We start from the raw sequence: 23,919 nt of genomic DNA, 5'->3' as shown, positions 1-23,919 counted from the left end.
CGCGTGCTATTGAACCCCACCTCCCTCCGCAAGGAGAGCGGAACAGCCCCGAGTTCATTGATGTCTGATATAAACGCCTCCGCCTCGACAAAAATTCCCGTAACCGTGCTGACAGGCTATCTCGGCGCCGGCAAAACCACGCTTTTGAACCGCATCCTGTCCGAAAATCACGGCAAGAAATACGCTGTGATCGTCAACGAATTCGGCGAAATCGGCATCGACAACGATCTGATCATCGGTGCCGACGAGGAAGTGTTCGAAATGAACAATGGCTGCGTCTGCTGCACGGTGCGCGGCGACCTGGTGCGTATTCTCGAAGGACTGATGAAACGCAAGGGCAAGTTTGACGCCATCATCGTCGAGACCACGGGTCTTGCCGATCCGGCGCCGGTAGCGCAGACTTTCTTCGTTGACGAGGACGTGCAGAACAATGCGCGCCTTGATGCCGTGGTGACGGTGGCCGACGCCAAGTGGCTGAGCGAGCGGCTGAAGGATGCGCCCGAGGCAAAAAACCAGATCGCCTTCGCCGACGTCATCGTTTTGAACAAGACCGATCTGGTGTCGACGCCGGAGCTGGCCGAGGTGGAAGCGCGGATTCGCGGCATCAACCCCTATGCCAAGTTGCATCGCACCGAGCGCTGCCAAGTGGCTTTGTCGGATGTTCTGGAACGCGGTGCGTTCGATCTCGACCGGATCCTCGAGCTCGAGCCGGATTTCCTCGAGAATGACGGTCACGACCATCACCACCACCACGATCATGACCATCACGACCACGACCATCATGGTCACGATCATCACGATCACGATCATGGCCACGGCCATAAGCATTATCACGACGAGGAGATGCAGTCGCTGTCGCTGCGTTCGGACAAGCCGCTCGAGCAGGACAAGTTCATGCCTTGGCTGCAGGAGCTCCTGGCGGCGGAGGGACAAAAGATTCTGCGCTCGAAAGGTATTATGGCGTTTAGCGGCGACGACGATCGCTACGTCTTCCAGGGCGTCCACATGATGCTGGAGGGCAGCCGCCAGCGTGCATGGAAGCCTGACGAGAAGCGGGAGAGTCGTGTCGTCTTCATTGGCCGCGAATTGCCGGAAGCCTTGATCCGTGAAGGCTTTCAGAACTGCATCGCAGCGTGATGAAAGACACCGCTCAGCAGCAGCACGCGATGGCCTCAATTGGCGAGCGCGTGCGTCCCGTCACCATCGGCTCGCCGGTGGCAGATCTTTACTTCATCGGTGATCGCGCCGCGTTCGTCGGCGACGAGGAAACAATCACGCTCGTTGCCAGCGACGGCGAGAAGGTCGCGGTGACCGTTCATGGCGGCGCGATCCTGTCGTCGGTTTCGGATGGTAAACGGATCGTCACGGGTGGCGACGACGGCAAGGTTGTCGCGCTCGACATGAATGGCGAGAGTTCGGTTCTCGTGACCGACGCAAAGCGCCGCTGGATCGACAACGTCGCGGTCCACCACGATGGCGCGCTTGCATGGTCCGCTGGCAAGACCGCTTTCTTGCGCGGCCTTAGGGGTGAGGAAAAGTCGATCGAAGCACCTTCGAGTGTTGGAGGACTTGCGTTCGCGCCGAAGGGCTTACGACTCGCGCTTGCGCACTACAACGGCGTGTCACTGTGGTTTCCGAACATGACGGCTGCGCCAGAGCGGCTGGAATGGGCCGGCTCGCATCTCGGCGTCACCTTCAGTCCCGACGGCAGGTTTATCGTCACCACCATGCACGAGCCGGCGCTGCATGGTTGGCGGCTGGCCGATGCGCAGCATATGCAAATGACCGGCTATCCCAGCCGCGTCAAATCCATGTCATGGGCCATGGCTGGAAAATTTCTGGCGACATCTGGCGCGGACCGGGTGGTGGTTTGGCCCTTTGCCAGCAAAGACGGCCCGATGGACAAGGAGCCGGTTATGCTGGCTCCGTTGCAGACCCGCGTCACTGCGGTCGCTTGCCATCCGACCCAGGACTTTCTGGCCGCCGGCTACGAGAACGGCATCATCTTGATGGTGCGGATCACAAACGGCGCCAAGGTTGTCGTCCGCCACGACGGTGGTGCAGCTGTCACAGCGCTGGCATGGAATGCGAAGGGCACGATGCTGGCTTTTGCCCTGCAGAACGGCGATGCGGGGCTGGTCGATCTCTAGCTGAAGCGTTTTCGAACGAACCGGTATCCATCCTCGGGTCAAGCCCGGGGATATGCTTCGCGTCAGGCTGCGAGGCTTGTCGAGGTTGGGGTCGGTCTCGAGAGGGAACTTTGCGCGCGGCGAGTTGTTGGTCTTGTGCAAATAGCGGGTGGACCTATGGCGGTGAGCGGGCGCAACGGCGATACGAGAAGAGACAACGATGCAAAAGCCGGCTTGGCGATCGTGCTGATCGTCGCGATCGGTACGATGATGGTGCCCGAAATCTCGCTGTCGTTCGCGCAGGAAAAGATTGTGATCGCGCAGGCTACGTCGCCGCAAACCTCGCCTGTGCCTGCCGGCAAAGAGAATGGTCCGGCCGAATCAAAGCCGGGCGGTACCCGTCCGACGACGCCCGCGCCTGAACCTGCGCGGCCCAATGCTGATCAGGCGGGGCACGCAAACCCTCAACCGGCGCTGCCTCCCGCGCCGGCAGAGAAGGTCGCTCCACCTATTAACGGACATCAAGAGCTGCAGGACGAAACATCCTGCCTGCGTATCGGCTAGCTGTTCTCTCGTGTCTGGTATGGAATCACCGAACCAGAACGTTCCTGAACTGCCACGGATCCGCTGTATCGATGTCCTCCGGAAAGAGTCCGGTGCGATCGGTCAGCGGTGTCCAGTCGGTGTAATAGCCCTTTACAGGACCGAGATAGGGACGCTGGATTTCGAGGCAGCGGCGGAAGTCCATCTCGTCGGCCTCGACGATGCCGGCTTCCGGATTTTCCAGCGCCCAAACCATGCCGGCCAACACCGCGGATGAGACCTGCATGCCGGTGGCGTTCTGATAAGGCGCAACGCGGCGGGTTTCTTCGATCGAGAGTTGCGAGCCGAACCAATAGGCGTTCTTGCTGTGACCGTACACCAGCACGCCAAGCTCGTCTATGCCGTCAACGATCTCGGTTTCATCGAGGATGTGCCACTTCGGCTGCATCTTGCCTTCCGCACCGAACATCTCGTGCAACGACAACACCGCGTCGTTCGCCGGGTGATAGGCGTAGTGGCAGGTCGGGCGATAGATCACCTTCTGGCCGTCGCGCACCGTGAAGTAGTCGGCGATCGAGATCGACTCGTTGTGCGTGACCAGAAAACCGTGCTGTGCTCCTGGCGTCGGGCACCATGAGCGCACGCGCGTGTTGGCGCCGGGTTGCAGCAGATAGATCGCGGCCTGACATCCAGTGTCGTGCTTGCAGCCGTTTTCGGGTATCCACTTTTCATGTGTGCCCCAGCCGAGTTCGGCGGGTTGCATTCCTTCGGAGACGAATCCCTCCACCGACCAGGTATTGACGAATACATTCATCGGCCTCGGCGTCTTCGAGCGCTGGGTGTCGCGCTCGGCGATATGAATGCCCTTGACGCCGAGCTTGTGCGCGAGCTGGCCCCAGCCTTCGCGGCTCTTCGGTTCGTTGAACGCTGTGTTCGTATCGCGCGCGATGTCGAGCAGCGCCTGCTTGACGAACCACGACACCATGCCGGGGTTGGCGCCGCAGGTGGAAACCGCGGTGGTGCCGCCTTCGCTCTTGCGCTTGGCCGCGAGCAGCGTTTCGCGCAGCGCGTAGTTGGAACGCTTTTCGGGGCCGGCGCTCTTGTCGAAATAGAATCCGAGCCAAGGCTCGACCACGGTGTCGATGTAAAGTGATCCGATCTCGCGGCACATGGTCATGAGGTCGACTGAGCCGGTATCGACCGACAGGTTGACGCAGAAGCCCTGACCGCCGCCTTCCGTCAGCAGGGGAACCAGAACATCATGATAGTTGTCGCGGGTAATGGCCTGCCTGATGAATCTGACGCCGTGCTTTTTTGCCAGCGTGTCGTCCGCATGCGGATCGACGATGACGAATCGCGACTTGTCGAACTCGAAATGCTTCTCGATCAGCGGCAGAGTGCCTTTTCCGATCGAACCGAATCCGATCATGACGATCGGCCCGGTGATGCGTGCATGCACGGACGAAGCATTGGACGACATCATATATCTCCAGGTTGTCGGGAAATTGCGGGCCGGAAAAAGCGGCCGCTGAGCATCCCTGAAAACGATAAAACGCCGATGAAATCAAGGCCCAGCGCGGTTCCGCGATGTCATGCCGCGGTCATGTGATCATAGATGTCATAATCATACGACATGGTCGGGCGCTAGCGCGCATTCGACGTCGATGGATATTTCGATTTGCAGCGTGGCATGGCCGATTCCAAATCGATGCTGCAACTCATGGCAAGTTTCGATCAAGAAGGCATCGCCTGGGTTTCCAGCCGGCATGACAAGGTGAGCGGTCAGCGCTGTTTCGGTGGTACTCATCGCCCAGATATGAAGGTCGTGAATCGAGGCAACGCCGGAATGTCCGGCGAGGAAGGCGCGCACCGCGGCCGGATCGATGCTCGAAGGTACGGCTGCCAGCGTCATCGCGGTACTTTCGCGCAGAAGGCTCCATGTGCCCGCGACGATGACCGCAACGATGACGAGACTCATCGCCGGATCGAGCCAAAGCCATCCCGTCGCCATGATCGCAGTGGCAGCCAGAACCACGCCGAACGAGACGGCGGCATCTGCCATCATATGCAGATAGGCACCCCGAATATTGAGATCGGTGTTGCGGCCCGATGCGAACAGCCACGCGGTGATGCCGTTGATGATGATTCCGGTGGCGGCGACGACGATCACGGTCAGGCTCTCAATCGGCTCGGGATGGATCAGGCGCTGGATCGCCTCGAGCATGATCGCTCCGCATGCGATCAGCAAAAGGATTGCATTCGCGAGCGCCGCCAGGATCGATGTTTTGCGAAGGCCATAGGTCAGACGCGGCGTCGGCGGGCGCCGCGACAGCACGGCTGCGATCCACGCCACCAGCAATCCAAGCACGTCGGACAGATTGTGTCCCGCATCGGCGAGCAGCGCAGTGGAATTCGCAACGAAGCCGTAGCCGGCCTCAATCAGGACGAAGGCCGCATTCAGACCGATTCCGATCGCGAAGGCGCGACCGAAATTCGTGATCTGACCATGGTCACCATGCCCGCCATGACCATGACAAGCATGATGGGAATGGTCATTATGGTGGCCGCCCGTCATGCGCCAAGTCTATAGCGTTTTGAAGCGAACTGGACAACGCGGCTCGCAATGCGCCTGCCCCTAATAGGGTGGAGACAGGCGCATTACTGCTATTTACGGTCCGGCATTGGCCAGTGCGACCAGACAGCGATCACGGTCAGCGAACGCCATCCGCCGGAAGGGGTTTGAAACTCGATGCTCTGTCCCGTAGACAGGCCGATAAGGGCCGCGCCGACAGGTGTGAGAATCGAGATCTTGCCGGCATCGACGTCGGCGTCTTCCGGATAAACAAGAACGACTTTACGCTTTTCGCCGCTGATGTCGTCGACGAACGTCACTTCGGATTGCATCGTCACGAGATTGACCTTGCGCCTCAGGCCGCTGATGTCGTCGATGACGGAGCGACCTGCGGGAATGATTTCGGCGCGGTCGATTTCCCGGGCGAGAAATTCTGCCGTCGTGGGATGTTTCTCCATCGCAGCTTCGGCAAGGTGCCGCAAGCGATCGATATCGTGTGCGCTAATGGCGATGGCGGGGAGGCGTATCTGCAGATTGTCGAGCATGTCTTTTCACCGCGAGTTGGTCGTATCGAGTGATCGTCTGTTGATTAGACGATCACCCACGACGGCGGCACAACTTGCGATGCAAGGCATCGCTCGATGTGCCTAAGAAACAATGGTCAGGTGGGAATGCGGTCGAACTTGGATAATCCCGGACGGCACACGTCCGCCCGGGTCACCTTCCTGCGTGAAGGTGACCAGCGCGCAGCAACAAACGATTATTGCAAACGTTCGACATGATCATGCCAACGTAGGGCGATCCGCGTGGAAGTCAATGCTCCGGCTGGACCAGGGCATTGTATCCCTCGGCGAGAGCACGGCGTTTGTCGAATTCCGTCCTCGGCGCAAGCGTTGTTTGCACGCGCCCGCTCTTGAAACGAGCATCGTCGGTCGTGATGCGTTCATGCCGCGCACGGCATCGGCCGCGCAATTTCCCGGGCGTGCGCTCGCCGCATTTTCGAAACCCGGGCGTCTGTCGGGACGATCAGGCCAGAAGCGCCTTCAAGTGCAGCCTCGCGCAGTTCGACCGCCAGCAGTCGGTCGCGCTCGAACGGGCCGGGCAGGAGAAGGCTGCCGGTTTTGAACGCCGAAAAACCGAAGCGCGCGTAATACGGCGCATCGCCGAGCAGGATCACGGCGCCATGGCCGTGCGCCTGCGCAAGCTCGAGCGCGCGCTCCATCAATGCGGCGCCCACGCCAAGCTTGCGATGGGATGCAGCGACCGCGAGAGGACCGAGCGTCAGCGCGGCGACGCCCCCGGCGCTGACGTGCCACAGCCGCACTGTTCCAATCAGCTTGCCGTTGCTAACCGCCGCTAAAGCGAGACCCTCGGCCGGATTCCGTCCCTCACGCAGGCGCTGGCAGGTCCGCGCATGGCGGCCGTCGCCGAAGCTTGCGTCGAGCAATGCTTCGCGCGCGGCGACGTCGGAAGGGCGCTCGGCGCGGATCGCGAAGGAAGAAATTTCGCAGTGGGCGGCGATTTTCTTGAGAACAGCATTCATGGCGCGTCATCCCCACTCTGGCGACTCGAATAGCCGCGCGGAGTTTGTCAGCAATCATTGTGATGGGGGGAAGCCGGTGGACCGGCTTCCGGTTTCTCTTTCAGCTCTCCGCGAACGGAGAGGAAGAGCTTGCGCTCAGATGTGATAGGTCTTCAGCGGTGGGAAGCCGTTGAAGGCTACCGAAGAGTAGGTCGACGTATAAGCGCCGGTGCCTTCGATCAGCAGCTTGTCGCCGATCTCGAGCGTCACGGGCAATGGATACGGCTGCTTCTCGTAGAGCACGTCGGCGGAGTCGCAGGTCGGGCCTGCCAGCACGCACGGTGTCATCTCGGCGCCATCATGCGGCGTTCTGATTGCGTAGCGGATCGATTCGTCCATGGTCTCCGCGAGGCCGCCGAACTTGCCGATGTCGAGATAGACCCAGCGGTTCTCGTCACCGACGCTCTTCTTTGAGATCAGAACAACCTCAGTCTCGATCACGCCGGCGTTGCCGACCATGCCGCGGCCCGGCTCGATGATGGTCTCAGGAATCTGATTGCCGAAATGCTTGCGCAGTGCGCGGAAAATCGACCGGCCGTACTGCACGACCGGCGGAACTTCCTTCAGGTACCTCGTCGGAAAGCCCCCGCCCATGTTGACCATGGTCAGGTTGATGCCACGTTCGCCGCAGTCGCGGAACACTTGCGAGGCCATCGTCAGAGCACGATCCCAAGCTTTCACCTTGCGCTGCTGCGAGCCGACATGAAACGAAATGCCCACCGGCTCGAGACTTAGACGTTTGGCGAGATCGAGCACTTCGACCGCCATCTCCGGATCGCAGCCGAACTTGCGCGACAGCGGCCACTCGGCACCCGCACAATCATAGAGGATGCGGCAGAACACCTTCGCCCCCGGAGCGGCGCGGGCGATCTTCTCGACCTCCGCATTGCAATCCACCGCGAACAAACGAATGCCGAGCGCATAGGCGCGCGCGATATCGCGCTCCTTCTTGATGGTGTTGCCGAAGGAGATGCGATCCGGCGTCGCGCCGGCAGCAAGCGCCATTTCGATTTCGGCGACGGTCGCGGTGTCGAAGCACGACCCGAGCGAGGCAAGCAGGCTCAACACCTCGGGTGCAGGGTTTGCCTTCACGGCGTAGAACACGCGCGAGTCCGGCAACGCCTTCGCGAAGGTCTGGTAGTTGTCGCGCACGATGTCGAGATCGACCACGAGGCAGGGCTCGGTATCGTCTCCTTTGCTGCGACGGTCGCGCAGGAATTCCCGAATGCGTTCGGTCATAGCACCCTCCAAACGGTCCAGCGACGGACTCGTTCAAAATGACGTCGGCCTGAACGTTCTGGCGTCGTCGCACGATGGAGACGCGACAACGCCTTGAGCTCAGATCAACTGTGCTGCCGTGGATTGGGTGGGATGATCCCGCCCGCACACCTGGCAATGAAGGACAAGCCTTTTCAGTAGCCCGCGCCGGCGGTGGAAAGCCGGTAGAGACCAAAAAAGCCCGATCCGTCGTTGCTTTAAGTCGCGTCCCCCGTTGAGAGCGGGGTGCACCGGTTCGCCTCCGGCTGCCAGTCACGGTTGCAAGGAATAAAGCGCCTTCAATGGCATCCCTGGAGAGAGATGCTGGCCTCTCAGTCTCAATCGACTGAGCGACCCTCGGCCACTTCACCCTTGGCGGCTGTCCGGCCTCTTGTCCGGATACCCACCGACTGACACACGACCACAGGCACGTGCGAAATTGGGCAGGAGCAGAGATAAGTCTTTTGATCAGGCTTCGCAACAATTTTCTTGGAGCGAAGCTGTTTCTCCACGCCGTCGTCGATAGACGCGTTCGTGTGCCGATGATGAAGAGTTTAAAGTTGTTTAATGAAACGCCGGATGATGCGTACCAAGGATGCAGGTTGACCCTGTGCCGCAGCGGTTTGTCTCAGGCTCGCCGTACGAAGGGCTCGACGCGTTGGGCGGCGCGGATGAAATTGATCATGACGAACACGCCGATCACGAACAGCACCGCTTGCAGGATATGGCCCTCCGTCTCGCTCAGTCCGAACAGAATCGCGAGCGCCCAGCCGCCAGCGAACGCTGCGCCGAACACTTCCGCGCCGATCAGTATCGCAGCCGAAATGACGGTGATGACGCTGGGCCAGATGATCTGGCGTGTGGCGGAAGGGGTTGGTTGTGAGCCCATGTCGGAGAATCCCGTTGCGACCGCAATGTCTCCGAAAATGCCTGCCGCGGCAAGCGCCAAAAGCCCCAAAGAGCCCCATCGCGTGTTATAGTTTTGGTGCCTTTGGATCGCGGCAAAAAAGTGCAGCAACAGGCGAAAGCAGGACCGCCATGTCAGACACGCCTCAATCGTCGCCTATCGTTTCCGCCTCAGGCCCGGACAACCCGCTGCTGAAGGCGTGGCAGACGCCTTTCCAGACCGCGCCGTTCGGCGAGATCGGGCCTGAACACTTTTTGCCCGCCTTCGAACAGGCGTTCATCGACCATGCCGCCGAGGTCGCCGCTATCACCCACGATCCGTCGGCACCGGACTTCGCCAACACCATCATCGCGCTGGAACGCTCCGGCAGGCTGCTCGCGAAGGTCTCGGCAATATTTTATAATCTGGTGTCGGCGCACTCCAATCCGGAGCTGCTCGAGATCGACAAGGATGTCTCCTCGCGTTTGGCGCGGCATTGGAACCCGATCATGATGAACGCGGTGCTGTTCGGTCGCATCGCGCAACTCCACGAGAATCGCACCGCGCTCGGACTGACGGCCGAACAGTTACGACTGCTGGAGCGCACCTACACGCGCTTCCACCGGGCTGGCGCCGGTCTCGACGAGGCCGCGAAGGCGCGGATGGCCGCGATCAACGAAAGGCAGGCTCATCTCGGCACCACCTTCAGCCACCATCTCCTCCGCGACGAACAGGAGTGGTTCCTCGAACTCGGCGAAGATGATCTAGACGGCCTGCCGGACAGCTTCACTGCAGCGGCGCGCGCCGCGGCAGAGGAACGCGTGCTGCCCGGCAAGGCCATCGTGACCACCTCGCGCTCCTCGGTGGAGACGTTTCTCAAGAGCTCGCGCCGCCGCGATCTGCGTGAGAAAGTCTACAAGGCATTCACCGCCCGCGGCGACAACGGCAACGTCAACGACAACAACGCAACCATCGTGGAGATTCTCGCGCTTCGCGAGGAATCCGCACAACTCCTTGGCTACCCCAGTTTCGCCGTCTATCGGCTTGAGGACTCGATGGCCAAGACGCCGGAAGCCGCCCGCGGTCTTCTGGAGCGGGTCTGGAAGCCGGCCCGCGCGCGGGCGCTTGCCGACCGCGATGCCTTGCAGGGCTTGATCGCGGAGGAGGGCGGCAACTTCACGCTCGCGCCTTGGGATTGGCGCTACTACGCTGAAAAGCTGCGCCAGATCCGCGCTGATTTCGACGATGCCGCGATCAAGCCCTATCTGACACTGGAGGGCATGATCGCCGCGGCCTTCGATTGCGCGCATCGGCTGTTCGGGCTCTCTTTCTCGGAGCGCAAGGACATTCCGACCTGGCATCCGGACGTCCGGGTTTGGGAAGTGATGGATGCGGCCGGCAAGCATCAGGCGCTGTTCTACGGCGACTACTTCGCACGAGCCTCGAAGCGGTCCGGCGCCTGGATGACGACGCTGCGCGACCAGCAGACGCTCGACGGCGACGTCGCGCCGCTGGTGATCAACGTCTGCAATTTCGCCAAGGGTGCGGATGGCCAGCCTGCGCTGCTGTCGCCGGACGATGCGCGCACGCTGTTCCATGAGTTCGGACACGGCCTGCACGGCATGCTTTCAAACGTCACTTATCCCTCGCTGTCGGGCACCAGCGTGTTTACTGATTTCGTAGAACTGCCCTCACAGCTCTACGAACACTGGCAGGAACAGCCGCAAGTGCTGCGACAGTTCGCAAAACACTACCAGACCGGAGAGCCGCTTCCGGACGATCTGCTCGAGCGCTTCCTTGCGGCGCGGCAGTTCAATCAGGGTTTTGCCACCATCGAATTCGTCGCCTCGGCGCTGATGGATCTGGAGTTTCACAGCCAGCCGGCCTCGGCGATTTCCGATGTCGGAGCGTTCGAACGGGCCGGGCTGGAAAAGATCGGGATGCCGGCGGAAATCGCGATGCGGCACCGGCCGACCCAGTTTGGCCATATCTTCTCCGGAGATCACTACGCGGCCGGCTATTACAGCTATATGTGGTCGGAGGTGATGGACGCCGATGCGTTCGGAGCCTTCGAGGAGACCGGCGACATCTTCGATCAGCAGACGGCTAAGCGGCTGCACGATGATATTTATTCGTCGGGCGGTTCCCGCGATCCGGCAGAAGCCTACATCGCCTTCCGCGGCCGCAAACCGGAGCCAGAGGCGCTGTTGCGGCGACGTGGGTTGCTGGAAACGCCGCAGGCGGCGTAGAGAAGCTCTAGGTGTTGTTTTGACGCGTTTTCTTCACGCGAACCGGTATCCACTTCGCTCGAAAACGCTACTCGATCCGCCTGCGCGCGTGTCATGAAGGCAGCCAGTGCCGGATTGCCGGCAGGAAGAAGATTGTGGTGTTGATGGCAAAGCCGATGCTCCAGAGGATCGACCGCAGCGTCGGACGGTCGCCGATATAGGTCAAAACGTAAGCGGCGCGCACGATCAGGAACAGGACCGCCAGTTCATCGACCAGATGCTGAGGCGCGGCGCGAAACTCCGAAAACAGCACGGCTACCGCGAAAAACGGAAAGGTTTCGATGCCGTTGAGGTGCGCCCCGAGCGCTCGGGCACGCAGCGGATCGTCGTAAAATCCCGGATCGCGCGGGCGGCCGTTGTCGAAACCGGGAGAGCCCAGCGCCTTGAACGGTACGATCGTCAGCAGGTACAGAATGACCGCACCGAAGATGCACCATTCGGCGATCGTCATGGCAATCCCCTTCGCGGTCAATTTCGCAACAGTATCGGCAGATGCGCGGGCTTGACAAGAACGGGCAGGCGCGCGAATCCAGACGGTATGACGGTCGTTATTCCTATTGGTAAGGGTCGGACCGCGGCGGGTGCGCCGCGCGAGCGCGTTGGCGTTTTGCTCGTCAATCTCGGCACACCCGACACCGCCGATGCGCGCGGCTTGCGGGTCTATCTGAAGGAATTCCTGTCCGATCCGCGCGTGATCGAGAAGCAAGGCCTGATCTGGAAGCTGGCGCTGAACGGCGTCATTCTGAATACCCGTCCGCGCCGCAAGGCGCGCGACTACCTGAAGATCTGGAATACCGAGCGGAACGAGTCGCCGCTCAAGACCATTACGCGCGCGCAGTCCGACAAGCTCGCGGCTGCGATCACGGACCACGAGCACGTCGTCGTCGATTGGGCGATGCGTTATGGTAATCCGTCGATGCATTCGCGCATCGCGGCGCTGACGGCACAGGGCTGCGACAGGTTACTTGTAGTGCCGCTCTATCCGCAGTATTCGGCCGCGACGACGGCCACCGTATGCGACGAGGCATTTCGCGTGCTCGGCGAGATGCGCGCGCAGCCGACACTGCGGGTGACGCCACCCTACTACGACGATCCCGACTATGTCGACGCGCTGGCGGTTTCGATCGAGAGGCATATCGCCTCGCTCTCGTTCACGCCCGAGATCATCATGGCGTCATTCCACGGAATGCCGCAGGCGTATGTCGACAAGGGCGATCCTTATCAGGCGCAATGCGTGGCGACCACCGAGGCCCTGCGTAAACGCATGGGGCTTGATGCGAAAAAGTTGATGCTAACGTTCCAGTCGCGATTCGGCTTCGATCAATGGCTGCAGCCCTACACCGACAAGACCGTTGAGAAACTGGCGAAGGACGGCGTTAAGCGTATCGCCATCGTCACGCCTGGCTTCTCGGCCGACTGTCTGGAAACGCTAGAGGAAATCGCGCAGGAGAATGCGGAAATCTTCCGCCACAATGGCGGTGAGGAGTTCAGTGCGATTCCCTGCCTGAACGACAGCGATCCAGGTATGGATGTTATCCGGAAGCTGGTGCTGCGCGAGCTTCAGGGCTGGATCTAGGCTGCATCCTGCATTCCGAAGGCACAGAGCGCTGATCCTGATCACCGGTATTTTCGGTTCTCCGCAGCCGGATTCGGGAACGACGGTGTTAAGTCTGTAGTCGTTCTAAAGCGTGCGTCTCCCTTTTTGCGCGCGAACCCAGAAACCATGATCTCCATGGTTTCTGTTGTCTCTCGATTTTGCTCAGTCGAACCTTACATCTATCGGTGGCGACTAACCGGGAGTTCACAGCTTTGCATTATGCGGGTGGCGCGGGCGCATTGCGTTCTTGAAGGACGGTGCCTCGCAGGGAGCGTTTCATGACCGGGTTCGATATTTTTGCGATTGTTTTGGTGGCGCTCGTGATCCTGACGCTGTTGGCCGGAGTCAAAACAGTGCCGCAAGGTCACGACTGGACCATCGAACGGTTCGGTAAGTATACACGAACGCTCGATCCCGGGCTCAATCTCATTGTTCCCTACATCGACCGCGTCGGGCGCAAGATCAACATGATGGAGCAGGTGATCGAAATTCCCAAGCAGGAGGTCATCACCAAGGACAATGCCACCGTCACCGTCGACGGCGTCACCTTCTACCAGGTGTTCGACGCTGCCAAGGCAAGCTACGAGGTTGCGAACCTCAATCAAGCCATCGTGACGCTGACAATGACCAATATCCGCTCGGTGATGGGTTCGATGGACCTCGACCAGGTGCTGTCGCATCGTGATGAGATTAACGAGCGGCTGCTTCGCGTCGTCGATGCCGCGGTATCTCCGTGGGGTCTGAAGGTCAACCGCATCGAGATCAAGGACATCGTGCCGCCTGCTGATCTCGTGCAGGCGATGGGCCGCCAGATGAAGGCCGAGCGGGAAAAACGCGCCGACATCCTTCAGGCTGAAGGCCAGCGCCAGTCGGCGATTCTCAAGGCCGAGGGGCAGAAGCAGTCGCAGATTCTCGAAGCCGAGGGCCGAAAGGAAGCCGCCTTCCGCGATGCCGAAGCACGTGAACGGTCGGCGGAAGCCGAGGCCAAGGCGACGCGCATGGTGAGCGAGGCGATCGCGAAGGGTGACGTAGCGTCACTCAACTATTTCATCGCTGATAAGTACATCAAGGCGTTCGGTCAGCTTGCAAACTCGCCGAACCAGAAAATTGTGATGTTGCCGATGGAAGCCACCAGCATGCTGGCGTCCCTGGCCGGCATCGGCGAGATCGCGAAAGCAACTTTCGGCGAGAGCGCGGCGTCGGCTACGGCGACTGCACGGAGGGGGGCGGTGCCCAATGCGGGTGCGCCGGCCTCGGTCCCTTCGCAGGGATAGGATAAACCGGGCGAAGGAGAGCGTTTATGGGTGACATGTTCGCGTCGCTGGGAACCTGGAACTGGTTGATCTTTGGCGTCGTTCTGATGGGCCTCGAACTGTTGGTGCCGGGCGTGTTCCTGTTCTGGCTGGGGCTGGCTGCATTTCTAGTTGGTGTGCTGTCGTTCCTGATTGATCCAGCGTGGCAAACGCAACTCTTGATGTTTGCCGTGTTCGCAGTCGCCGCGGTGCCGTTATGGCGTCGGGTGGCACGCTCGAATTCGAGCGCCGGCGACAGTCCGTTCCTCAACAAGCGTGCTCATGCGCTGGTCGGGCGCGTGTTCACGCTGGAGAAGCCGATCGTGGATGGGACGGGCACGGTGCGGATCGACGATACGATCTGGCGGATCGAAGGACCGGATGCACCGGCCGGCAGCCGGGTGAAAATTGTGAAGGCGAACGGCGCGAGCCTGACAGTGGATGCTACGCCGTAGCGCGCGACGGACCCCGCAGAGTGCTCGGAAGGCCCCGCGAGGGGTTCCTTCGCTTGATGATCAAGCCACGCCCGCGCGCAGTAGGTCGTGCAAATGCACGATGCCGACCGGCTTTTTCCCATCGGTTACGATCAGCGCTGTGATCTTCGACGAGTTGAGGATCTCGAGCGCCTCGCCCGCCAGGAGGTCGCGTCCGATCGTCTTCGGATTGGGCGTCATGACATCGTCGACGCGAGCAGTCATCAGGTCGGGTCCCATGTGACGGCGTAGGTCGCCGTCGGTGACGATCCCGACCAGGTGACTCTGGCCGTCAATGACGCCGACGCAGCCGAACCCCTTTGACGTCATCTCGACCAGAGCATCTGACATCTTTGTGCCGAGCGGCTTCAACGGCAGGGCGTCGCCACTGTGCATGAGGTCGCGGGTGTATTTCAACAGTGCGCCGAGCTTGCCGCCGGGATGCAGAACGCTGAAGTCGACCGAGGTGAAGCCTCGGCCCTCCAGTAACGCGATGGCGAGTCCATCGCCGAGCGCGAGTTGCATCAGCGAGGATGTTGTCGGCGCGAGGTTATGCGGACAGGCTTCGCGCGCCTTGGGCTGCACCAGCGCGACATCCGCGGCTTTGCCCAGTGTGGAGTCGCGCTCGGCGGTCATGGCGATCAGGGGGATGCGAAAACGTTTGGCATAGGTGATGAGATTCTTCATCTCCGGCTGCTCGCCCGACCAGGACAGCGCCATGATGACATCATCGGGAGTGATCATGCCAAGATCGCCATGACTGGCTTCCGCCGCATGGACGAAGAAGGCAGGCGTCCCGGTCGAGGCAAAAGTCGCAGCGATCTTGCGGCCAATGTGGCCAGACTTGCCGAGACCGGTGACGATCAGCCGTCCTTTGGCGTTGCGGATCAGGTCCGTTGCAGCAGCGAACGCGGGGCCGAGATCGGATCTGAGCGCCGCGGCAAGCGCCGCCACGCCGCCAGCCTCCGCCTCGAAGGTCCGCAATGCGGACTCGATCGCGGCGTTCGCCCGATCGGTCATGGCGGGTGTCACTGTGCGTGATTCAAATGAGGTCATGCTGGTTCCACGCTGAGACACGGAAGCAATGTTTGGTCCGATCGTTGTGCTTAGCACGCCTGCTTGTGCGATGCGATGCAGCTTCGCATTCTCAACGGCCCGTTAACCATAATTGTTTTAACTCCATTAACGATAGCGCGCCCGCTTCAGGCGAGCTTTTTAAGTTTATGTTTTGTTTGGAGTTTTCGGGATCGTGTCTACCGGTCCAGCGACGGGCTTTTGCCAGCGCGCGCCGACCTGGCGTGCGGTTTTGGTTTGCCTCGCGCTCATCGTTCCGGGGTACGCGACTGTTGAGGCCCAGACACTCACCGGCGATGCCGTCACTCCGCTTCGGGGCGGGCTTTTTCAAGCGCAGGAGCCTTCCTTGCGCCGGACCGGGGATGCCGGCGGCGATGTGGCGTTGACGCCGTCAACAATGGCTCCCTCCCGCATCGGCAGAATTCCCACCTACGACATCCCCGCCGCGGCGGGTGCGGACGACACGGGCTATGATTCGCTCAATCGCCGGCGCAAGAAGCTGAAACTTTATCCCGGCACGCCGAAACCGAAGCAACCGCCGGGGCCGGGCAACTTTGTTCCCGTTCCGCCACCACCGCCGTTATCGATCCCGCCGTCATCGACCGCCAATACGACTCCGCTTGCCCCGGCGATGGCCGGGAGGGTCGAGGGGCAGCCCACGCGCCGCCGCCTGAAGCGCGATGACGATCCGTTCGGCGCCGTGGGCAATTACGTCGGCAGCTTTCTCGTGAAGTCGGCAGTCGAGCTTTGGGGTGGCTACAACACCAATCCCGGTCGCTTCAATAGGCCGGAGGGCTCGGCGTTCTATATGCTGTCGCCCGAATTCGTGGCTGCATCGAACTGGTCGCGACACTCCCTCCTTGTCGATTTTCGCGGATCTTTCACCGGATTTGGCAGAACTTTCCCGCCGGGGGTCAATAATTCGGCTCAGTCGGTCGTATCGGTGCCAACGAACGTGGATCGGCCGGACTTCATCGGCAGGGTCGATGGACGTCTCGACGTCAGGTACGATACCCGCATAAATTCGGAAGTGCGATTGCGGGTTAGCACCGACAATCCCGGCAGTCCCAACGTCCAGGCCGGTCTGATAAGGTATCCGATCTTTGCAACGACCGGGGGAACGGCCGGCATCGAACACGACTTCAGCCGGCTGCAGGTTTCGCTGAACGGAATGGCAGACCGCACCATGTATCAGTACTCGCAATTGACGGACGGTACATCGACGTCCAACGATGACCGCAACTTCAATCAATACGGCGCCGTGGCGCGCGCGAGCTATGATCTATTGCCCGGCTTAAAGCCGTTCGGCGAAGTCGAGGCGGACACGCGAATCCGCGACACGCAATTCGATCGCAATGGCTTCCAGCGCGACTCCCGTGGCGGCTACGCCAAGATCGGGTCCAGCTTTGAATTGACACGTTTACTGATTGGCGAAGCCTCTGTCGGCTATACCGCCCGGAACTATGCAGACCCGAGTCTCAGTCAGTTGACCGGCCTGCTCACCAGCGGGTCGCTGGTTTGGTTCGCGACGCCGCTGACCACGGCGAGGTTCACCACAGTGACCTTCGTCGATGAATCCATGGTGGCGGGTGTCTCCGGCGTGCTGACACGCACCTACACTTTCGAGGTCAATCACGATTTCCGGCGCTGGCTGACCGCGGTCGGCAGGTTCACCTATGGGACGCAAGAGTATCAGGGGTCGACTCGTTCCGACCAAGTTTACTCGGTTTCCGGGGAGCTCATTTACAGGCTGAGCCGCGAATTCCAGATCAAGGCCCAGGTGCGCCGCGACCTGCTGGATTCGAATATTGTCGGCGCAAGTTCGGTGGCGACTGTGGTGATGCTCGGCGTCCGGTTGCAGCGCTAGAGCCTTTCACCGCTTCAATGAAAAGCGGAAGGCTCCTGCATCTTGCTGCCCATCACACGAACTGCGACAATGCCCGGCGATGTTCGTGCATCATTAAGAACGCGCGGTAGCGCCGGTCGAAGAAATCGAGCGCCGCAGGGGCTGGCTGCACGGTTCGACCGATCCGGGTCATTGCTGCTGCGGCCGCCGTAACCGATGGATAAAGTCCACAGCCGGCTGCCGCGGCACATGCGGTTCCCAACAGCACGCCGTCTGGTTGTTCGGGCAGGGAAACCGCGACACCTGCGGCATCGGCGTAGAGCTGGACCAGCAGCGAGCTCGCAGCATGGCCTCCCGTCAGCCGGATATGGGCGATGTTATAGCCGGCGTCGTTCAGGGCATCGATGATGTGCCGTGTTCCTAGCGCGATGCCGACAGCGGTCGCGAAATAAAGCCGCATTAACGACATGGGTGAGGCGTCAAGGCGTAGTCCGTGGATCACGCCGACTGACTCCGGGTCGGCGAGCGGCGAGCGGTTGCCATGAAAGTCCGGCAGCACGTGCAGATCCTCGACAAACGTGAATCCGCTTTCCGTCAGCGCTGCTTCGATTTGTGCCGCCATCACCGCATGTCGGTCCGCTCCAAGCGATCTGCCTTCGGCATGGAGGTCGAGAATGTGATCGAGCAACGAACCGGTGGCGGATTGACCACCTTCATTCAGCCAGTAGCCCGGCAGCATCGCATCGTAATACGGACCCCATACTCCGGGAATTTGCCTCGGGTCGGGCGAGGCCGCCATGTGGCATGAGGATGTGCCGGCGATCACGGCGAGAGTCTCGTTGAGGCCGGGTGGGTCGAGGTTCCCAAGCATGCCGATACCGCCGGCATGGGCATCGATTGCGCCGACGCCGACAACACAGCCGCGGGGCAGGCCAAGCTGGTCGGCGCTTTCGGCAGTCAGTGGACCGGCACTTGTTCCGATCGGCAGCGTCGAGGCGGGAAGCGACGCTCTATCCTGCAAGTCACCGAGCCCGACTTGCGACAGGAAATCGCTTTGCCAGCCATGCCGCTCGTGGGAGAGATAAGTCCATTTGCATGTTACGGTGCAGGTGGAGACAGCGACCCGGCCCGTCGCCTTCCAGGTCAGGTAGTCGGTGAGGTCAAGCATAAGCCCGTAGCGGCGCCAGGCATTGGGACAATGTCGTTTCAGCCAAAGCAGCTTCGGAATTTCCATTTCCGGCGACATCACATTGCCGACGTGGTCAAGCACGCGATGGCGAGTGGCGGTGATCTCATCCGCTTCTGCCGCGGCCCGATGGTCGGCCCACATGATCACGTTCCAGCGATCATCGCCGGTGATGGAGGCCGTAACCGGCCGACCGCCACGGTTGAGGGTGACGAGCGAGCAGGTGGCGTCGAAGGCGATGCCTTTGACCTCTTCGGCAGCAATGTGTCCGGCCGCAACGGCACCGCGTACCGCGTGGCAGACCGCTGCCCAGATCTCATCCGAACTATGCTCGGCATGATCGGTTTTGGGATATGCGGTCGCAAACGGAGCTTCGGCGCGCGCCAGCAGGAGGCCGCCTGCGTCGAATACGCCTGCGCGCGCGCTGCTCGATCCGACGTCCACCGCGATTACAAGGTCAGGCATGCGGCACCTACAAAGGAAACGCTGCCGTCGTGTCAAGGAGTTATCGTGTCGAGGAAGTTAAGCGGGCAGACAAGCCTCAATTCGATCTTGCAAGCACGCACGCGATCATGCGTGCGGCTTTGAGGAACGAGCAGCCTATTTGATAACTTCACAGACCGTCAAATGGTCCGGTGGACGCAGGCTGCCAGTAGGTGCCGACACGAGTCTCCACCACGCATCCAGCGATTTCCGGTCGCAACGCAGTTTGACGGTCATGCCGCCGGCAAATGTGATCCAGTCCGCAAAATAGTGGCTCGGCACCGCGATCACGACCGGAATGTCGGCGTCGAGCGCGCGCTCGATCAGATGGGCAAGGCCTCCGCCTTTACGCTCCTGCCGGCCGAATCGGTTGACGATGAGGATGTCCCCGCCGTCGTCGAGAGTCCGTGCAATTCGTTCGCCTGCGTTCGTCAACCGTTCGATGTCCAGCCGGCACCTCGCCGGGTCATGCGCGAGATTCTGATGGAGCCGAAGCTGCTCGCCGGTCGGGATCAGCGTTGCTGACAGATCGGCATCAATGCGGTGGCGACCAAGCTGAACAATGCCCACCGCGAGGTGGCCGCTCTCGTTCAGATCGGAGGCAAATTCATGGAGGACATCATCGGGGCTCTCTCCCTCCGTATAGACCAGAGCGGCGAGGTCGCATTGGGCATCGAACATGATCCGTCCCTTTCTTACGTCGCAGCAGAGCTTGTCAACGATTCCCCGGCGGATCCGAGAGGCCTGCGATCACCTCTCGGGCCGCCTGCTCTTCGTCGTTGTATTTTTTAGTATATCACGTTGGGCGAAATCAGGCCAGAGCGCTGCAGGCGGGGAAGCAGGGGAAATGAGCGCCGAATGCGGCCGGCCGGTGCGGCAAACGTGGGCCGCTCGGCGTTACGGCGCGGCTCGATCAACGAGCCTTGGCGTCCCTGTCTCGTTCCGAGCTTTTCTTCGGGTGCCGGATGTCGTTTCGCAGCGCCTCGAGTTCCTTGTGGACCGCGCTGGCGGCATCGCGTTCTATCTTGCGATAGCGAGCGACCAGGGCGACCCCGAAGGGGGTCAGGACCGCGCCGCCGCCGTTCTTGCCGCCGGTCTGCCGCGCGACCGCCGCCTGCCGGCAGATGCGATTTATTTCATCGACGAGATCCCAGGCGCGCTTGTAGGACATGTCCATGGCACGTCCGGCGGCTGAAATTGAGCCGCAAGTATGGATGCTTTCGAGCAGTTGAATCTTGCCTGGTCCGATGCGGCCCTTTGGATCCAGATCGATTCGCAAACTCAGTGAGGGTAGTGATCTGTCGGATAAAGCCTGCATTTCACGCTCGGTATTTCACGATCGAAGATACGGAAGCCGAACTATACATCATTCGATGGTGAACGTCAGCTTTCCAATGAACCTATCCGCCGTCCTGACGCTCCGGAGCGTGCGCTGTCGGCCAGGTCGCGCACGAAAGCTTCGATGCGATCGAGGTCGCCAATATACAGGTCCCGTTGAGCGTTCGGAAGCGCGATTCCCTCCGTCCGGAAGCGCTTGAGAATCTCGAGTCTGACCTCATTGGCGGCTCCTGCGTCGATGCCTATATGCGCGACGTGAAAAAAGACCGCAAACTCCAGCGCGTCGGGACCGAATTTGTTGAGAATTGCAAACGGTTCAGGCGACTTCAGGGCGCGGGGGTGGTGCGCGACGATGTCGAGCAGGATTTCGACGACCTTGTCCGGGTTCGCGTCACAGGAGGTGCTGACCGTTACGGACAGACGAGCCGAATAACTTCCATGCATCCAGTTGACGACCTGGCCGCTGATCAGTTCCGCGTTTGGCACGATCACCGAGACGTTATCATATGTGGCGATTTCGGTGGCGCGCACGTTGATGCGTTTCACGACACCCATGCGGGTACCGACTTCGATGCGATCTCCGACCTTGATCGGGCGCTCCACAAGCAAAATCAGGCCGGACACGAAGTTGTTGATGATGGATTGCAGTCCGAATCCGATACCGACCGATAGCGCGCCGGCCACGATAGCGACGTTCTGCAAATTGAGTCCAACGTACGACAGCGCGGTCAGGGTCGCGAGAATGACCCCCGCATAGCCCGCGCCGGTGCCGATCGAACTGCGAACGCCGACATCGAGATTTGTTTCAGGAAGGAAACGCTCCTCCAGCCATCGCTTGAGCGCGCGTGTGGCTATGATACCGATGGTGAGCACCGCAAGCGCGCCGAGAATCTGGGACGGCGAAATGGTGATGTTGCCGATTTGAAAGCTGAAGAACGCCGACGACATCGACGTGACGACGTCGTCGGAACGAATTCCCCACGTCGTGAGAATAAAAAAGGCGGTAAGTCCAATCAGGCATAGCTGGATGAGGCCGCCGAGCACCGCAGCGATCTGGCGGACCGCGCCGCTCCCGAGGCCGGCGGTTTGCCGCAGAAAACGGCCGACCGCGCCGCTAAAAGCGAATGTCGTATTGATAAGAACCGCCGAGAACCGGCTCAGGAGGATGAAACTCATGAGCGCGACGATCATCACGACCATTTCGATCGTGATGAACCGGCCTAATGCGACATATCCTGCGAGGGGCCCGACAATGGCGGCCATGGCCATCATCCAGCCGATCGGAATCAGCAGGCGCCACGCGGATCTTTGGGCGGAGGAGGGTGCGGCGGATTCCTCCTCGGCTTCGGTGGCGGCCGCAACGCGCAGCGCGCCCATGAAGAGCAGCGCTTTCGTGATTGCAAGTATCGCCTGGCTTGCGATCGTAAGCTCGATTGGCGATGCGATCGCCAGACTGAGCGCGTCGAGAACGATGCCGACCGCGGTGACCATGGCGAGCAGCACCGAGTAGGAAATCAGGCCGTCGGCCGCGGCATTGTCCAGTTCGATCAGGCGCCATGATGGGCGGCCAGGTGCGAGGACCGCGCTGGTCAGCCGGATAAAAAAGAACCCGAAGGTGATCCCCAGAAACAGAGCCTGAACGATCGGCGTCACGTCGCCGGGGAGAACCTCGAGCGTCAGGAGCGCCTGGTACAGCACAAGCAGTGCGACGGCCGTAAGCGCCGTATCGGTGAACACGATCGCGGCCGCGGAACCCGTCTTCCGCAGCGCGCTGGGATTGGCGATCTCGGGATCGCGCGTCGTCCATCTTGACCACCAGTGCCTGCCCGGTGACAGGAAGAATCCGAGCACGACGATGGCGGCGATAACAAAGCCGGACGCGGCGCGAAGCGGCTGTGACGATAGCACGCGCCCCCACTTGGAGAGCAGATCGACCAGGCGGCCGGCGGCAATCGGAGCTGCGTTCGCGGCCGTGAGCCAGAACGTGGGATTGACGAGGCTGGCGGAGCGCTGCAGCACGGATTCGTTGAATACCGCGCGCCGCCGATCTGAGATCGCGTCGATCGTTTGCTGGGCTCGCACGTTGATGAGCTTGGCCTGTTGAATGACGCCTTGCCTTGCGGCGATCTCAGCCAACAGTTTGGCCCGTTCGAGTTTCACGTCGTCGGGCTGTGGAGCGGTGGCTTCAGGGCTTGGCGCGAGTTCGGCGGCGCGCGCGCTTGCCGCCTCGAGGCGAGGCGTAATTCTCGATATCAGCTCGCGTGCTTCGCGCTGCGCCGTCGCGGATCGATCCCGAAGATCGTTCAACATGGTGTCGTGAATGACTTTGGCGCGCAGCGTCGCCTCGACCTGATCGAGCGTCTGCTTCCACTCGTCGAGTTTCGATTGCGCTCGCGGAAACTCCGGCGCCGGGACGGACGGCAGATCCTCTGCGGGAGCGGGAGGTGCAGCAGCCGGGCTCGCCGGTTTGCCATTCCCCGGTGCCGGCGCCGGCGCGGGTGTCGCGGCATGCAGAGGCATCCAGGATAAAAAGATGATGAAGAAAATTGCCACGCGGATTGTCTTCATGCTCTTTACCTATCGAAACTGCAGAGGATTGACGATGCAGCATTCCAGAAAGGAATGGCGGAGCCGACCATAACGGTTTTCCGTTTCTGGTCCGGCCGTGCAGTGCGCGTAAAGGCGCGCAAGTTTGCTTAAGCTACAATAGGCTGAATTCCGCCTATTGTATGTAGGACGGTTCAGCCGCGTTTCGCTTGAAATGACTTGGCCTTTAGCGCCTCGTATTGCTTGACGACGTTGTTCGATGAGAGGGGGCGTAAGGACAACTCTCGGGCCACAGGCCAATTTGTCGCAGTGCTTTGACGGCGGTCGCTGTCGGCGCAGGGCGTATCATGTGTATTCCCTTGATGTAACTTGCATATTTCTTGAGTGACTTACCTCACGGTCTGTCCATGGTTCAGGGTACGGCCTCGACAACAGCCGCAGACTTAAGGGCCAGCTCAAAGGGCTTCAGATGACCGTCGTTCACACCGAAACCGTCTGTCAAATCGCCACGATCCTGGCTGTCGCGACTTCCCTGACCGCGCTGGCGAGCCCGAGCTTTGCATTCACCGCTGAAACGACAGTCTACGGGCGATGCATTCCGCCTGTGCAGCTCCGAAATCCCGGACATCGGCCGGATCACCGCCTGCATGCTCAAAAACCGCTCCAGCCCTAGCTCGGGCTGTCGCATCGAACTCGACAAAGGGCTCATTGCAAAATCTCACAGGGGCGCCGCGCAGTAACCGCCGGATTCGGCGGATGCCATCTGTTGTTGATCCTCCTCTTGCTCGCTTGTAGTTAGAAAGGAGTGGTCACGAAGCCTGCTGCA

At 60.8% G+C, this 23,919-nt stretch carries 20 protein-coding genes; 8 read left to right on the top strand and 12 right to left on the bottom strand.

The genetic code is table 11. The features are described 5' to 3' along the window. The first annotated feature begins 60 nt into the window (after positions 1–60). The 3 genes from ACZ5IL_RS17780 (at position 61) to ACZ5IL_RS17770 (ending at position 2,693) form a co-directional block, all read left to right on the top strand. The gene (locus tag ACZ5IL_RS17780) at positions 61–1,137 is read left to right on the top strand and encodes a CobW family GTP-binding protein (RefSeq protein WP_464593554.1); all 1,077 of its coding nucleotides are present in this window, start codon (positions 61–63) and stop codon (positions 1,135–1,137) included. Further along, positions 1,137–2,150 (top strand): WD40 repeat domain-containing protein, encoded by a 1,014-nt coding sequence (locus ACZ5IL_RS17775; RefSeq protein WP_464593552.1) that lies wholly within the window; start codon positions 1,137–1,139, stop codon positions 2,148–2,150. Before ACZ5IL_RS17780 ends, ACZ5IL_RS17775 begins: the two co-directional genes overlap by 1 nt. A 156-nt stretch (positions 2,151–2,306) precedes the next feature. Continuing rightward, positions 2,307–2,693, top strand: coding sequence for a hypothetical protein (locus ACZ5IL_RS17770; protein WP_464593550.1), 387 nt, complete (start codon positions 2,307–2,309; stop codon positions 2,691–2,693). 25 nt (positions 2,694–2,718) lie between these two features. Here the strand turns inward: ACZ5IL_RS17770 and ACZ5IL_RS17765 are convergent, their stop codons facing one another. From ACZ5IL_RS17765 to ACZ5IL_RS17740, 6 genes are all read right to left on the bottom strand, one after another. Next, positions 2,719–4,155, bottom strand: a complete 1,437-nt coding sequence (locus ACZ5IL_RS17765) for a homospermidine synthase (protein WP_464593548.1) — start codon at positions 4,153–4,155, stop codon at positions 2,719–2,721. Positions 4,156–4,296: 141 nt separating this feature from the next. Next, positions 4,297–5,247 carry a cation diffusion facilitator family transporter gene (locus tag ACZ5IL_RS17760; protein WP_464593546.1) on the bottom strand — a complete coding sequence of 317 codons (951 nt, stop codon included), beginning with the start codon at positions 5,245–5,247 and terminating at the stop codon, positions 4,297–4,299. Positions 5,248–5,336: 89 nt separating this feature from the next. After that, positions 5,337–5,789 (bottom strand): nucleoside diphosphate kinase regulator, encoded by a 453-nt coding sequence (rnk, locus tag ACZ5IL_RS17755; RefSeq protein WP_464593544.1) that lies wholly within the window; start codon positions 5,787–5,789, stop codon positions 5,337–5,339. 398 nt (positions 5,790–6,187) lie between these two features. Next, entirely contained in the window at positions 6,188–6,787 is a 600-nt protein-coding gene (locus tag ACZ5IL_RS17750) for a GNAT family N-acetyltransferase (protein WP_464593542.1), read from the bottom strand. Positions 6,788–6,922: 135 nt separating this feature from the next. Beyond that, the gene (locus tag ACZ5IL_RS17745) at positions 6,923–8,065 is read right to left on the bottom strand and encodes a type III PLP-dependent enzyme (RefSeq protein WP_464593540.1); all 1,143 of its coding nucleotides are present in this window, start codon (positions 8,063–8,065) and stop codon (positions 6,923–6,925) included. A gap of 646 nt (positions 8,066–8,711) precedes the next feature. Further along, positions 8,712–8,972 (bottom strand): hypothetical protein, encoded by a 261-nt coding sequence (locus tag ACZ5IL_RS17740; protein WP_425908548.1) that lies wholly within the window; start codon positions 8,970–8,972, stop codon positions 8,712–8,714. A 149-nt stretch (positions 8,973–9,121) separates the two neighbouring features. Here ACZ5IL_RS17740 and ACZ5IL_RS17735 point away from each other — a divergent pair, with 149 nt between their 5' ends. After that, a complete protein-coding gene (locus ACZ5IL_RS17735; RefSeq protein ID WP_464593538.1) occupies positions 9,122–11,218 on the top strand; it encodes a M3 family metallopeptidase in 2,097 nt (698 codons plus the stop codon). 91 nt (positions 11,219–11,309) lie between these two features. Here ACZ5IL_RS17735 and ACZ5IL_RS17730 read toward each other — a convergent pair whose 3' ends face one another. Further along, the gene (locus ACZ5IL_RS17730; protein ID WP_464593536.1) at positions 11,310–11,708 is read right to left on the bottom strand and encodes an MAPEG family protein; all 399 of its coding nucleotides are present in this window, start codon (positions 11,706–11,708) and stop codon (positions 11,310–11,312) included. A gap of 87 nt (positions 11,709–11,795) precedes the next feature. On the opposite strand from ACZ5IL_RS17730, the gene hemH reads away from it, so the two are divergent. From hemH to ACZ5IL_RS17715, 3 genes are all read left to right on the top strand, one after another. Next, a complete protein-coding gene (gene hemH / locus ACZ5IL_RS17725) occupies positions 11,796–12,833 on the top strand; it encodes a ferrochelatase (RefSeq protein ID WP_464593534.1) in 1,038 nt (345 codons plus the stop codon). Between the two features lie 299 nt (positions 12,834–13,132). Further along, a complete protein-coding gene (locus ACZ5IL_RS17720) occupies positions 13,133–14,128 on the top strand; it encodes an SPFH domain-containing protein (protein ID WP_464593532.1) in 996 nt (331 codons plus the stop codon). 26 nt (positions 14,129–14,154) lie between these two features. Next, entirely contained in the window at positions 14,155–14,601 is a 447-nt protein-coding gene (locus ACZ5IL_RS17715; protein ID WP_464593530.1) for an NfeD family protein, read from the top strand. A gap of 60 nt (positions 14,602–14,661) precedes the next feature. On the opposite strand, the gene ACZ5IL_RS17710 is transcribed toward ACZ5IL_RS17715, so the two are convergent. Next, positions 14,662–15,639: a KpsF/GutQ family sugar-phosphate isomerase gene (locus ACZ5IL_RS17710; RefSeq protein ID WP_464593529.1), complete on the bottom strand. Its 978-nt coding sequence runs from the start codon at positions 15,637–15,639 to the stop codon at positions 14,662–14,664. A gap of 229 nt (positions 15,640–15,868) precedes the next feature. Here ACZ5IL_RS17710 and ACZ5IL_RS17705 point away from each other — a divergent pair, with 229 nt between their 5' ends. Beyond that, positions 15,869–17,560, top strand: coding sequence for an outer membrane beta-barrel protein (locus ACZ5IL_RS17705; protein WP_464593527.1), 1,692 nt, complete (start codon positions 15,869–15,871; stop codon positions 17,558–17,560). Positions 17,561–17,612: 52 nt separating this feature from the next. On the opposite strand, the gene ACZ5IL_RS17700 is transcribed toward ACZ5IL_RS17705, so the two are convergent. The 4 genes from ACZ5IL_RS17700 to ACZ5IL_RS17685 all read right to left on the bottom strand — a co-directional run bounded on the left by ACZ5IL_RS17700 (position 17,613) and on the right by ACZ5IL_RS17685 (position 23,114). After that, positions 17,613–19,190 (bottom strand): FGGY-family carbohydrate kinase, encoded by a 1,578-nt coding sequence (locus tag ACZ5IL_RS17700; RefSeq protein ID WP_464593525.1) that lies wholly within the window; start codon positions 19,188–19,190, stop codon positions 17,613–17,615. Positions 19,191–19,325: 135 nt separating this feature from the next. Next, positions 19,326–19,889 carry a DUF2478 domain-containing protein gene (locus ACZ5IL_RS17695; protein ID WP_464593523.1) on the bottom strand — a complete coding sequence of 188 codons (564 nt, stop codon included), beginning with the start codon at positions 19,887–19,889 and terminating at the stop codon, positions 19,326–19,328. A gap of 232 nt (positions 19,890–20,121) precedes the next feature. Next, positions 20,122–20,526, bottom strand: a complete 405-nt coding sequence (locus ACZ5IL_RS17690) for a winged helix-turn-helix domain-containing protein (protein ID WP_464593521.1) — start codon at positions 20,524–20,526, stop codon at positions 20,122–20,124. A gap of 65 nt (positions 20,527–20,591) precedes the next feature. Further along, entirely contained in the window at positions 20,592–23,114 is a 2,523-nt protein-coding gene (locus ACZ5IL_RS17685) for a DUF3772 domain-containing protein (RefSeq protein WP_464593519.1), read from the bottom strand. Positions 23,115–23,919: the final 805 nt, after the last annotated feature.

Source organism: Nitrobacter sp. CN101 (genome assembly GCF_055390255.1).
Note: the sequence above shows the minus strand (reverse complement) of the source record. Positions and strands in the feature narration are given on the sequence as shown.

What these genes read in the sequence shown, in the direction of transcription:
- ACZ5IL_RS17780 (WP_464593554.1), top strand. Translation starts at nt 61, where the DNA reads ATGTCTGATATAAACGCCTCCGCCTCGACAAAAATTCCCGTAACCGTG.
- ACZ5IL_RS17775 (WP_464593552.1), top strand. Translation starts at nt 1,137, where the DNA reads ATGAAAGACACCGCTCAGCAGCAGCACGCGATGGCCTCAATTGGCGAG.
- ACZ5IL_RS17770 (WP_464593550.1), top strand. Translation starts at nt 2,307, where the DNA reads ATGGCGGTGAGCGGGCGCAACGGCGATACGAGAAGAGACAACGATGCA.
- ACZ5IL_RS17765 (WP_464593548.1), bottom strand. Translation starts at nt 4,155, where the DNA reads ATGATGTCGTCCAATGCTTCGTCCGTGCATGCACGCATCACCGGGCCG.
- ACZ5IL_RS17760 (WP_464593546.1), bottom strand. Translation starts at nt 5,247, where the DNA reads ATGACGGGCGGCCACCATAATGACCATTCCCATCATGCTTGTCATGGT.
- rnk (WP_464593544.1), bottom strand. Translation starts at nt 5,789, where the DNA reads ATGCTCGACAATCTGCAGATACGCCTCCCCGCCATCGCCATTAGCGCA.
- ACZ5IL_RS17750 (WP_464593542.1), bottom strand. Translation starts at nt 6,787, where the DNA reads ATGAATGCTGTTCTCAAGAAAATCGCCGCCCACTGCGAAATTTCTTCC.
- ACZ5IL_RS17745 (WP_464593540.1), bottom strand. Translation starts at nt 8,065, where the DNA reads ATGACCGAACGCATTCGGGAATTCCTGCGCGACCGTCGCAGCAAAGGA.
- ACZ5IL_RS17740 (WP_425908548.1), bottom strand. Translation starts at nt 8,972, where the DNA reads ATGGGCTCACAACCAACCCCTTCCGCCACACGCCAGATCATCTGGCCC.
- ACZ5IL_RS17735 (WP_464593538.1), top strand. Translation starts at nt 9,122, where the DNA reads ATGTCAGACACGCCTCAATCGTCGCCTATCGTTTCCGCCTCAGGCCCG.
- ACZ5IL_RS17730 (WP_464593536.1), bottom strand. Translation starts at nt 11,708, where the DNA reads ATGACGATCGCCGAATGGTGCATCTTCGGTGCGGTCATTCTGTACCTG.
- hemH (WP_464593534.1), top strand. Translation starts at nt 11,796, where the DNA reads ATGACGGTCGTTATTCCTATTGGTAAGGGTCGGACCGCGGCGGGTGCG.
- ACZ5IL_RS17720 (WP_464593532.1), top strand. Translation starts at nt 13,133, where the DNA reads ATGACCGGGTTCGATATTTTTGCGATTGTTTTGGTGGCGCTCGTGATC.
- ACZ5IL_RS17715 (WP_464593530.1), top strand. Translation starts at nt 14,155, where the DNA reads ATGGGTGACATGTTCGCGTCGCTGGGAACCTGGAACTGGTTGATCTTT.
- ACZ5IL_RS17710 (WP_464593529.1), bottom strand. Translation starts at nt 15,639, where the DNA reads ATGACCGATCGGGCGAACGCCGCGATCGAGTCCGCATTGCGGACCTTC.
- ACZ5IL_RS17700 (WP_464593525.1), bottom strand. Translation starts at nt 19,190, where the DNA reads ATGCCTGACCTTGTAATCGCGGTGGACGTCGGATCGAGCAGCGCGCGC.
- ACZ5IL_RS17695 (WP_464593523.1), bottom strand. Translation starts at nt 19,889, where the DNA reads ATGTTCGATGCCCAATGCGACCTCGCCGCTCTGGTCTATACGGAGGGA.
- ACZ5IL_RS17690 (WP_464593521.1), bottom strand. Translation starts at nt 20,526, where the DNA reads ATGCAGGCTTTATCCGACAGATCACTACCCTCACTGAGTTTGCGAATC.
- ACZ5IL_RS17685 (WP_464593519.1), bottom strand. Translation starts at nt 23,114, where the DNA reads ATGAAGACAATCCGCGTGGCAATTTTCTTCATCATCTTTTTATCCTGG.